Here is a 9,698-nt window from a genome sequence, read left to right as displayed (position 1 = left end):
ACGGCTTCGGCGCCCTGTCCCGCCACCCGGCGCTGGGGATCGGGTTCCAGGCCTATCAGGTGCTGTGGCGCCTCGCCGGCGTGGACCACATGCACGTCCACGGCCTGCAGGGCAAATTCGCCCAACCAGACCAGGAGGTGATCGACGGCGCGCAGGATTGCCTGGCACCGCTGACCGATGGCGCTGACGACGCGGTGTTGCCCGCCTTCTCCTCCGGCCAGTGGGCCGGGACTGTCCCGGTGACCTGGCAGGCGGTCGGCAGCGACGATTTCCTGTTCATGTCCGGCGGCGGGATCATGGGGCACCCCGATGGCCCGGCGGCAGGTGTCGCCAGCATCCGCCAGGCTGCGGCGGCAGCGAAGGCCGGCATCCCGCTCGCCGCTGTAACCGACGCGCCAGAGCTGGCTCGCGCGATGGCGTTCTTCGGCGGCAAGGCCTAGCCGGTGGCGCCACGCTTCGGCTGGTATGGCGACGACTTCACCGGCGCTACCGACACGCTGGCGAACTGGGCGGAGGCGGGCTACCGCGCCCTGTTGTTCCTGGGCGTGCCCTCGACGGACCAGCTCGCAGCCGCCGGCCCGCTGGACGCCGTGGGCATTGCAGGCGCGGCCCGGGCGATGACCCCGGCGGCAATGGCGGAGGAATTGGTGCCGGTCGGACGGTTCTTCGCCGGGCTGGGCGTGCGGGTGATGCACTACAAATGCTGCTCCACCTTCGACAGCGCGCCGGCCATCGGCAGCATCGGGGCGGCGATCGCAACCCTGCAGCCGTTCTTCCCCAACGCCTTCCTGCCGATCGTGGGCGGCCAGCCGAATATTGGCCGGTTCTGCCTGTTCAGCCATCTCTTCGCCGCCGCCGGAACGGGCGGCGTGGTGCACCGGCTGGACCGCCATCCCACCATGGCGGTGCATCCCGTGACCCCGATGGGCGAGGCGGATTTACGCCGCCACCTCGCGGCACAAGGGTTGGATGGCATCGCCGGGCTGCATTATCCAGCCTACGAGCCGGATCTTGCCGCGGTGCTTGCGGCGACGCTGCAATCCGCGCCCGCAGCGATCTTGCTGGACGTCTCGCGCGACGCCGATCTGGCGCCGGTCGGCCGCGCAATCTGGTCCCACGCGCAGGCGGCGCCATTGCTGGCCGTCGGGCCAAGCAGCGTTGCCCAGGCGCTTGCACGCGGCGAGGCATCCGTCCCATTCGCCGGCGCAAATCCCTTGCGGCCGGCAGACGGCCCCGTGCTGGTTTTGGCCGGCAGCCTGTCCCCCGTCACGGCCGCACAGGTCGCGGCGTCCCCCAGCTACGTTCCGGTCGTGGCCCAGGCATCGCAGCTTGCCGCCGACCCGGCTTACGCCCAGCAGCTTCGCACGCAGGTCGTGGGCCTGTTGTCGGCGGGCCGCTCCGTCCTGGTGCGCACCAGCCAGCCGGACGGCCCGCCGCAGGCGCCCGGCGCTGTCGCCGAGGCAACGGCCCGGCTGCTGGGTGACGTGCTGAAGCATGTGCGGCTGCAGCGCGTCGGAATTGCGGGCGGGGATACGTCCAGTCAAGCGACCATCGCGCTCGGCCTATGGGGGCTTTCCTACCTCACGTCGCTGGCGCCCGGCGTCGCCATCTGCCGCGCCCACAGCGCCGCACCCGGCGTGGATGGGGTCGAGATCATGCTCAAGGGCGGCCAGATGGGCAGCCCGCAATTGTTCGAACACCTGCTCCATGGAAACGGCCAGCGTTGAAGCCGCGGATCGGATGGTCGCGGATCGTCGCCCAACCGTGTTCACCGGACGCCGAGATCAACAGGCCGCCGTCAACACGATCTCGACCAGGGCGCCAGGTCCAAGTTCGGCAACGCCGAGCACGGCCCGGGTCGGCAGATCGCTCGCATCGAACCACGCGATCCATGCCTCGTTCAGCGCCTCCTTCTGCGCCATGTCGGTGATGAAGATGGTGGCAGCGAGGATCTTTGTCTTGTCGCTGTCATGCTCGGCCAGCAGCGTGGCGGCCTTGTCCAAAATCTGCTCGGTCTGGCCCTTCATGGCGACGGACCGGTCCTCCGCAGTCATCCCTGCCAAGTACAACACGCCGTTATGTTTGACCGCGCGATGCAGCAGACGCTGTCTTTCGAAACGCTGGATCATGCCTGGCTATCCTCTTCCGGCTTATGGCAACACACGCTGCAGCCCCTGCAGCCGAATAAGTCCATCCGGCACCGGGCGAAATCCATCGATGCCCTTGTTCATCCCGACGATAACGGCTGTGTTGAACAGGTAGATCGACGGTAGGTCCTGCGCAATCTGCTGGGTGATTTTCCGATACAGCGCCTTGCGTTCGGCCGCATCGCTGGTCTGCCGGGCCGCGTCGAGCCACGTGTCCACCTGTCGGTTGCTATAGTGGCTCTCGTTCAAGGCGGACCCGGTATGGAGCCAGGTATACAGGTTGCCATCCGGATCGACCCGGCCGGACCAGCTATTGGCGGCAACCTGGTAGCTGCCGGAATCTTCGGCGGCGATTCCGGCACCAAATTCCACCACCTGGATCGCTACATCGAACCCGGCCTCGGCTGCCATCGCCTGCACGATCTCGGCAAGCTGCAACTGGTCGGGTGTGTTCACCATGGTCAGGCTCAGCGCCACCGGCAAAGGCACCCCCGCCTGTGCCAACAGCGCTTTGGCCTTCGCCAGGTCGCGGACCGGGGGCACCAGGTCGGCGTTGTAGAATGGATTGCTTGCGGTCATGCCCTGCGCAAGCGGCGTCAACAGGCCATTATAGACGACTTTGATCAGCGCATCGCGGTCCAGGGACAACTCGAACGCCTTACGCACCAGCGCGCTTCGCCCGAACGGCGTGTCTGCAGCCGTACCATGTCCGACATTCACCGTGAAGGCGGTGTAGCCCAGGCCATCATAGACCGATATCGACAGCCGCTTATCGGCCCGCACGCTCGCCACATCGGTCGCAGCCACGCGCTCGGCCAGGTCGACCGTGCCAGTTTGCAAGTTGGCGAGCTTGATGGCGCTGTCATGGATCGGCCGGTAGATCACGCGAGCGAAATGGATCGACTTCGCATCCCAATAGCCATCGAAACGATCCAGTGTGATGTGGTCTTGCGCCACCCGTTCCTTGAACCGGAACGGCCCGGCGCAGACCGGCGCCTGTCCAAAATCGGCCCCTTCTGCCTGCGCCGCGGTCGGCGACACGATCATTCCCGCACGATCGGCCAGCTGGCTCACGAAAGGCGCCGACGGAACGCTCAGCACCAGCTTCACGGTCAGATTGTCGATGATTTCGACATGGTCCAGCGCGCTGATCTCACTCCGCCGGGCGCTGCCGGGTAGGGTGAGGTGGCGCTTCAAACTATACGCCACCGCGGCCGCGTCCATCACCGTGCCATCCTGGAACAGCACGCCGGGGCGCAACGTCAGGATCAACATGGTCGGCGCCTCGTAGCGGTAGGACAGCGCGAGTTGCGGCACGATGTGCAGCGTCTCGTCGAGGTCGAATAATTTGTCGCACAAGCCAGCGAATACGATGCGACTGACGTAACTCCGCGCCAGGGTCGGGTCCAGCACGTCTGCATCTTCGTTGACCGCGACGACGAGTGTATCCCGGCGGTCGATCGATTGGGCGAGTGCAGGCAGCCCAGGAACCAATAAGAGGCATGCGAGAAAAAGTCGGCCAAGCATCATGAATGTCCGGACATGATCACGATCGTCAGCAAGAATCTTGCCAGCGTTTCCTACCCGACGAGCTCGCGGCACCCGGCACCCGACGCCGAAATCTCCCGTCCCGCATGCCACCTCGAATAAGGCAACAGCGATTCAATGTATCCCGCCTCTCCTTGCATAACTTAGATTTTAGAAAATGCTGGTGGGTCTTCGCTTGAGCCAGTTACCAAACAGTGCGACACTCAATGCCAACTGGGCCACTTGAGCCCGGCCCCCCATAAATAGTATCGGACTAAGATGAACGCCATTGTCTTGGTCGCGTTGCGGCGACCTTACACATTTGTCGTACTTGCGATCATGATACTGTTGTTTGGTGGCCGCGCCGTATTTTCGACGCCCACAGACATATTTCCCCCTATTAAGATCCCAGTTGTAGCAGCAATCTGGACCTATACCGGTCTCATGCCGTCCGACATGTCGGGCCGGATCGTCTATTACTACGAACGCTCGCTCACCACGACGGTCAGCGGCATCGAACATATCGAAAGCCAGTCCTATTACGGCAGCGGTGTCGTCAAGATCTTCTTCCAACCTGGAACCGACATCGCCGCAGCGCAGGCCCAGGTCACGGCCGCCTCGCAGACGATCCTGAAGGTCGTGCCAACCGGTACGACGCCGCCCAACATCCTGGTCTACGACGCCTCCTCGGTTCCCGTGCTCAATCTGGAGATCGCGGCCACCGGCATGACCCCGGACGAGGTCTATGACCTCACCTCCAACCTGATCCGGCCTGCCTTGATCTCCGTCCCCGGCGTGGCGATACCCGGCCCCTACGGTGGCGTCCAATCCGACGTAGAGGTCGATCTCGATCAAACCAAGCTGCTGGCCCATGGGCTGAGCGCGTCCGACGTCAGCGCCGCCTTGGCCCAGCAGAGCATCGTGTTGCCGGCGGGCGATCAGAAGATCGGGGCGGTCGACTACATGGTGGTCACCAACTCCACCCCCGCGCAGATCGACACCTTCAACAACCTGCCCGTCAAGCAGCAGGGGGGTGCCACCGTCTACCTGCGCGACGTGGCGTTCGTGCATCGCGGCGGCCCACCGCAACAGAACGTCGTGATCGTCAAGGGCCAGCAATCCGTCCTGCTCGAAATCCTCAAATCGGGCGATGCGTCCACGCTCGCCGTGGTGGCTGGCGTGAAGGCCAAGCTGCCGGGTCTGCTCAAGACGTTGCCAGCCGGGGTCAGCATCACGCCGCTGAACGATCAGTCGGAATTCGTCAGGGCCTCGATCGAGGACGTGGTGCAGGAAATGGTGACGGCCGCGGTGCTCGCGGGCATTGCCGTGCTCATCTTCATCGGCAGCTGGCGCTCGACCTTGATCGTCGCGACTTCCATCCCCCTGTCGATCCTGTCATCCATTCTCGTCCTGTCTTGCATCGGCCAGGACATCAACGTCATGACGCTGGGCGGACTGGCGCTGGCGGTCGGCATCCTGGTCGACGATGCGACCGTGATGATCGAGAACATCAACGCCCATCTCGAGGAAGCCGAGCGCGAGGGCAAGGAGATCGAACTGACGGAGGCGATCATCGTCGCATCCAACCAGATCGTGGTACCGACCTTCGTATCCACCTTGTGCATCTGCATCGTCTGGCTGCCATTGCTGGAACTGGGCGGGGTCGCCGGATATCTCTTTCTGCCGCTGGCCGAGGCGGTCATCTTCGCGATGGTCGCATCCTTCATCCTATCGCGCACGCTGACACCCACCATGGCCAACTGGCTGCTGGGTGCGCAGGTAGCGGCGCGACACGCGGGCAAGCACACCAAGCCAGGCCCCTTCGTCCGCCTGCAACGTGGCTTCGAGCAGCGCTTCGAACGGTTCAGAACGGGCTACCACGACCTGCTGGTCGGCCTCACCGCTCGCCGGAAACTCTTCGCAAGCGGCTATCTGCTCGCCTCGCTGGCGTCCCTGCTGTTGTTGTTCTTCGTCGGCCAGGACTTCTTCCCCAGCATCAAATCCGGTGAAATGGACATGCATGTCCGTTTCCCGGCCGGCACCCGCATCGAGGAAACGTCCAAGGATGCCGTGTTGATCGATCAGCAGGTGAGCACATTGCTGCCGGGCGAGGTGACCGGCACGCTGTCCAACTGCGGCCTGCCGACAAGCGGCATCAACCAGGCCTATAGCGCGAACGGCGTCGTGGGCTCGCAGGATTGCGACATCACCATCTCACTGGCCAATGCTGCCTCGCCCGTGGCGGATTATCGCCAAGTGCTGCGCAAAGGGCTGACCAGCGCTTTCCCTGGGACGGATTTCACCTTCCTCCCCGGCGACATCACCGCGAAGATCCTCAACTTCGGTCTTCCCACGCCGATCGATGTCCAGGTGAGCGGGCGTAACCTCGATACCAGCTACGCCTACGCGGCCAAGCTCGCCGAACGCATGCAGCATATTGCCGGCGCCGCCGACGTCCACATCCAGCAGATCATGGGCCAGCCGACCTTGCAGCTCGCATCGCGGCGCAGTGAGGCACTTGGGACGGGCCTCACCGAGTCCGATATCGCCAAGAACGTGCTCGCGACCTTGTCGGGCAGCGGCCAAACCGCGCCGACCTACTGGCTGGATCCGGCGACCGGCGTGGCGCACCTGGTCAACCTGCAAACGCCGCAGGTGCAACTGCAAAGCGTCAACGACCTGCAAACCATTCCGATCGACGCGGGAACAGGCGGTACAGCCGGCGGCCCGGTGCAGATCGTCGGCGGCTTGTCGGCCGTCACGCGAACGGGCTCGCCCGGCGTCGTGTCCCATTACAACATCCAGCCGGTCATCGACATTTACGCCAACGTCGAAGGGCGTGACCTCGGCGCCGTCAGCCGGGAAGTGCAGGCATCGATCGATAGCCTCGCATCGGCGCTGCCACGCGGCGTGACGGCCACGTTGAGCGGCCAGTCCCAGACGATGATGTCCGCCTACACCCAATTGCTGATCGGTCTGGCGCTATCGATCGTGCTGATCTACCTGGTGATCGTGGTGAACTTCCAGTCCTGGCTTGACCCGTTTATCGTGATTTCGGCCTTGCCCGCGGCGCTTGCGGGGATCACCTGGGCGCTGTTCCTCACTGGCACCACGCTGTCCGTCCCCGCCTTGACGGGCGCGATCATGTGCATGGGAACGGCGACGGCGAACACCATCCTCGTGGTCGATTACGCCCGAACCCGGCTTGCCGAGCACGGCGATGCCGTGAAGGCAGCGTTGGAGGCCGGCTACGCTCGTATCCGGCCAGTGCTGATGACCGCCTTGGCCATGATCGTCGGCATGATCCCGATGTCGATCAGTAATACTCAGAACGCTCCGCTTGGCCGCGCCGTGATCGGCGGCCTACTGATCGCCACCGTCACGACCCTGGTGTTCGTGCCGTGCGTATTCGCCATCCTTCACCGTTCCCGAGTTCGACCGGAGCAAACCGCATGATCTCCCGCCGATCCGGAATCCTCGTCATCGTCGGAGGGCTCGTCGTCGCTGGCGGCCTGGCCTCCTACGGCATCTGGTCACGCGCGACATCCGTGTCCGACCTGCAGAAGCGCGCGGACGATGCTGCAATCCCCAAGGTACAAGCGATATCCCCCAAAGCCGGGCCCGCCGAGCAAAGCTTGAAGCTGCCGGGGCAGGTCAATGCCTGGAACGAGGCGGAGGTTTACGCCCAGGTCAGCGGCTATGTCGAATACTGGAACAAGGATTACGGTGCCCACGTAAACGCCGGTGACGTTCTCGCGACGATCGCGACTCCCGAGCTGGATACGCAATACGAAGCCAGCAAGGCCAAGCTCAATGTCGCGCAAGCCCAATACAACATCGCCGCCATCACCTCGAAGCGCTACGACGCGTTGAAGGGCTCGGATGGCGTCTCGGTGCAGCAGATCGACGACCGGAACGCCACCGCGGAGGCCGCAAAGGCCCAGGTGAACGCCGCACAACAGGACGTCGAGAACTACGCTGCAAAGGTCGCGTTCAAGGCGATCAAGGCCCCGTTCGCTGGTATCGTCACTGCGCGCCACGTGAATGTGGGCGATTTCATTGGCGCCAATGGTGCCGACGTCACGCAGCAAAGCACCCCGCAACCGCTGTTCACGGTCGATGACGTGCATGACGTCCGGATTTTCGTCTCGGTGCCGCAGACATATGGCAGCGTTCTCAAACCCGGCCTGACAGCCAAGTTGTATTTACCGGGCAATGCCGCCAAGACCGTCCCCGCGAAATTCCTCACCATGGCCGGCGGCGTCAGCGCTGCAACCCGTACCATCGTGACGGAGTTCGTAGTCGACAATTCGAAGGAAGAATTACTTCCCGGCGCGTATGTCAGCGTCCAGATGACCTTCCCCTCGAACCCCGACATCATGATTGTCCCAGCGCAGGCTTTGTTGTTCGGCGCCGGCGGCACGCAAGTGGCGGTGATCGGCGCCGGCAACAAGGTGCATATGCAGAAGGTCACGGTGGGCGAGACGCTCGGTCTCACCGTTCAGCTGATTTCGGGGCTTTCCTTGACGGATAAAATCGTCGCCAGTCCTTCCCTGGGGTTGCTGGAGGGGCAGCAGGTCGAGCCGGTAACACCGGCCGCAGGCAGTCAGCCGGCAAGCCAAACCCCCGTTGCCTCGGTCACCACGCCCGACACCAAGCCCGATACCAAGCCCGGTACTGCAACGGGAGGCCCGGAAACATTGGCCGCCTCGTCCGGCGCTCAATCTGGAAGCAATCGGCACGAATGAGGATGACGAGCGGCTGAGACCGAGCTGACCCGGTCGCCGGCGACCGCACCGGCTGCCTTGATGAAAGCCAATCCTAGTCCAGCGTCGGGTCCAACCGGTCGCGCAGCCAGTCCCCGACGATGCCGATGCAAAGCGTCGTCAGCACGATCGTCAGCCCGGGCGCCAGCAGGATCCAGGGCGCGCGCTGCAGATACTCCCGCGCGTAGCCGACCATGTTGCCCAGCGACGTCAGCGGCGGCTGCACGCCGAGGCCCAGGAACGAAAGTCCGCTTTCCAGCAGGATGATCTCCGGAAAGGCCAGCGTGGCAGAGACGATCAGGGTCGAGGCGATGTTCGGCAATACGTGAAGGCCGTACACCCGCATCGGGCTCGCACCCAGATTGCGCACGCTGGCCGCGTAACCCTGGCCACTCGCCGCGATCGCCAGGCCGCGGGCGACGCGGGCATGCCGCTCCCAGCCGTAAAATCCCATCAGGCAGACGAACAGGGTCAGCGCGTTGCCGAAGAACGCCAGCACGGCCAGCGCCATGATCAGGAAGGGCAGGGCGGCCTGGAAGTCGATCAGCATCAGCACGATTTGCTCGACCCAACCGCGGAAATGCGCGGCCAGGAAACCAAGGCTGGTGCCTGTCACGGCGCCGATCGCGGTTGCCCCGAAGGCGATCAGCAGCGAAACCCGGATCGACACGATCAGGCGCGACAGCACGTCCCGTCCCAACTCGTCCGTCCCCAGCGCGTGCGACCAGACGCCGCCGAAGCCGATCGGGGGGGACAGCCGGTTGTGCAGGTCCAGCGCCGTGATGCCATACGGGCGCAACTGGTCGGCGAACAGCGCCACGACCAGCATCAGAACCAGCCATCCCGCCGCCAGCAGCACCGCCCAGGGCGCCCGCCGCCGCCCAGGCAGGCCGATCACCATGCCCGACATCAGGCCGCCCTCACCGGGCTGCGCAGCCGCGGGTCCAGCACCCCGTACAGCAGGTCGACCAGCAGATTGGCGCAAACCATCGTGGTGGCCACCAGCAACAGGATGCATTGCACGACGCCCAGGTCGCGATTGGACACCGCCACCACCAGCAACCGCCCCACGCCGGGCCAACTGAACACGCTCTCCACCACCACGGCGCCGGCCATCAGGCTGCCGACCATGAAGCCGATGATGGTCACGGTCGGGATCGCGGCGTTCGGCAAGGCGTGGCGTCGCACGACCGCGCCCCACGGCACCCCGCGTGCGCTGGCGGTGCGAATATAGGGTTGGCCTAATACCTCCAACATC

The 9,698-nt window shown here is 64.5% G+C and carries 8 protein-coding genes; 4 read left to right on the top strand and 4 right to left on the bottom strand.

The window, feature by feature from the left end; translation table 11 throughout:
• Both GSQ76_RS32295 and GSQ76_RS30460 read left to right on the top strand, forming a co-directional pair.
• A partial coding sequence (locus tag GSQ76_RS32295) for a RuBisCO large subunit C-terminal-like domain-containing protein (protein WP_254070727.1) occupies positions 1–440 on the top strand: 440 nt, incomplete at its 5' end.
• A 3-nt stretch (positions 441–443) separates the two neighbouring features.
• The gene (locus GSQ76_RS30460) at positions 444–1,727 is read left to right on the top strand and encodes a four-carbon acid sugar kinase family protein (protein ID WP_158747832.1); all 1,284 of its coding nucleotides are present in this window, start codon (positions 444–446) and stop codon (positions 1,725–1,727) included.
• Between the two features lie 57 nt (positions 1,728–1,784).
• Here the strand turns inward: GSQ76_RS30460 and GSQ76_RS30455 are convergent, their stop codons facing one another.
• The gene (locus tag GSQ76_RS30455; protein WP_158747831.1) at positions 1,785–2,129 is read right to left on the bottom strand and encodes a RidA family protein; all 345 of its coding nucleotides are present in this window, start codon (positions 2,127–2,129) and stop codon (positions 1,785–1,787) included.
• 21 nt (positions 2,130–2,150) lie between these two features.
• Positions 2,151–3,641: an ABC transporter substrate-binding protein gene (locus GSQ76_RS30450; protein ID WP_158747830.1), complete on the bottom strand. Its 1,491-nt coding sequence runs from the start codon at positions 3,639–3,641 to the stop codon at positions 2,151–2,153.
• 312 nt (positions 3,642–3,953) lie between these two features.
• Here GSQ76_RS30450 and GSQ76_RS30445 point away from each other — a divergent pair, with 312 nt between their 5' ends.
• Both GSQ76_RS30445 and GSQ76_RS30440 read left to right on the top strand, forming a co-directional pair.
• On the top strand, positions 3,954–7,130 hold the full coding sequence (locus GSQ76_RS30445) for an efflux RND transporter permease subunit (RefSeq protein ID WP_158747829.1): 3,177 nt from the start codon (positions 3,954–3,956) through the stop codon (positions 7,128–7,130).
• Complete coding sequence (locus tag GSQ76_RS30440) at positions 7,127–8,422, top strand: efflux RND transporter periplasmic adaptor subunit (protein ID WP_158747828.1); 1,296 nt, start codon at positions 7,127–7,129, stop codon at positions 8,420–8,422. The genes GSQ76_RS30445 and GSQ76_RS30440 overlap by 4 nt, the downstream gene beginning before the upstream one ends.
• A gap of 73 nt (positions 8,423–8,495) precedes the next feature.
• Here GSQ76_RS30440 and GSQ76_RS30435 read toward each other — a convergent pair whose 3' ends face one another.
• Both GSQ76_RS30435 and GSQ76_RS32290 read right to left on the bottom strand, forming a co-directional pair.
• Positions 8,496–9,350, bottom strand: a complete 855-nt coding sequence (locus GSQ76_RS30435; RefSeq protein WP_158747827.1) for an ABC transporter permease — start codon at positions 9,348–9,350, stop codon at positions 8,496–8,498.
• Positions 9,350–9,698: ABC transporter permease (locus GSQ76_RS32290; protein ID WP_254070726.1), on the bottom strand; the 349-nt coding region annotated here is incomplete at its 5' end. The genes GSQ76_RS30435 and GSQ76_RS32290, both read right to left, overlap by 1 nt.

The sequence above is a fragment of the Acidisphaera sp. L21 genome, assembly GCF_009765685.1.
Taxonomy (GTDB): Bacteria; Pseudomonadota; Alphaproteobacteria; order Acetobacterales; family Acetobacteraceae; genus LMUY01.
The sequence above is the reverse complement of the archived record's forward strand: the minus strand, read 5'-3'. Positions and strand labels throughout refer to the sequence as shown.

Coding starts and splice junctions, on each gene's coding strand:
- GSQ76_RS30455 (WP_158747831.1), bottom strand. CDS start 2,129: ATGATCCAGCGTTTCGAAAGACAGCGTCTGCTGCATCGCGCGGTCAAA.
- GSQ76_RS30445 (WP_158747829.1), top strand. CDS start 3,954: ATGAACGCCATTGTCTTGGTCGCGTTGCGGCGACCTTACACATTTGTC.
- GSQ76_RS30440 (WP_158747828.1), top strand. CDS start 7,127: ATGATCTCCCGCCGATCCGGAATCCTCGTCATCGTCGGAGGGCTCGTC.
- GSQ76_RS30435 (WP_158747827.1), bottom strand. CDS start 9,350: ATGTCGGGCATGGTGATCGGCCTGCCTGGGCGGCGGCGGGCGCCCTGG.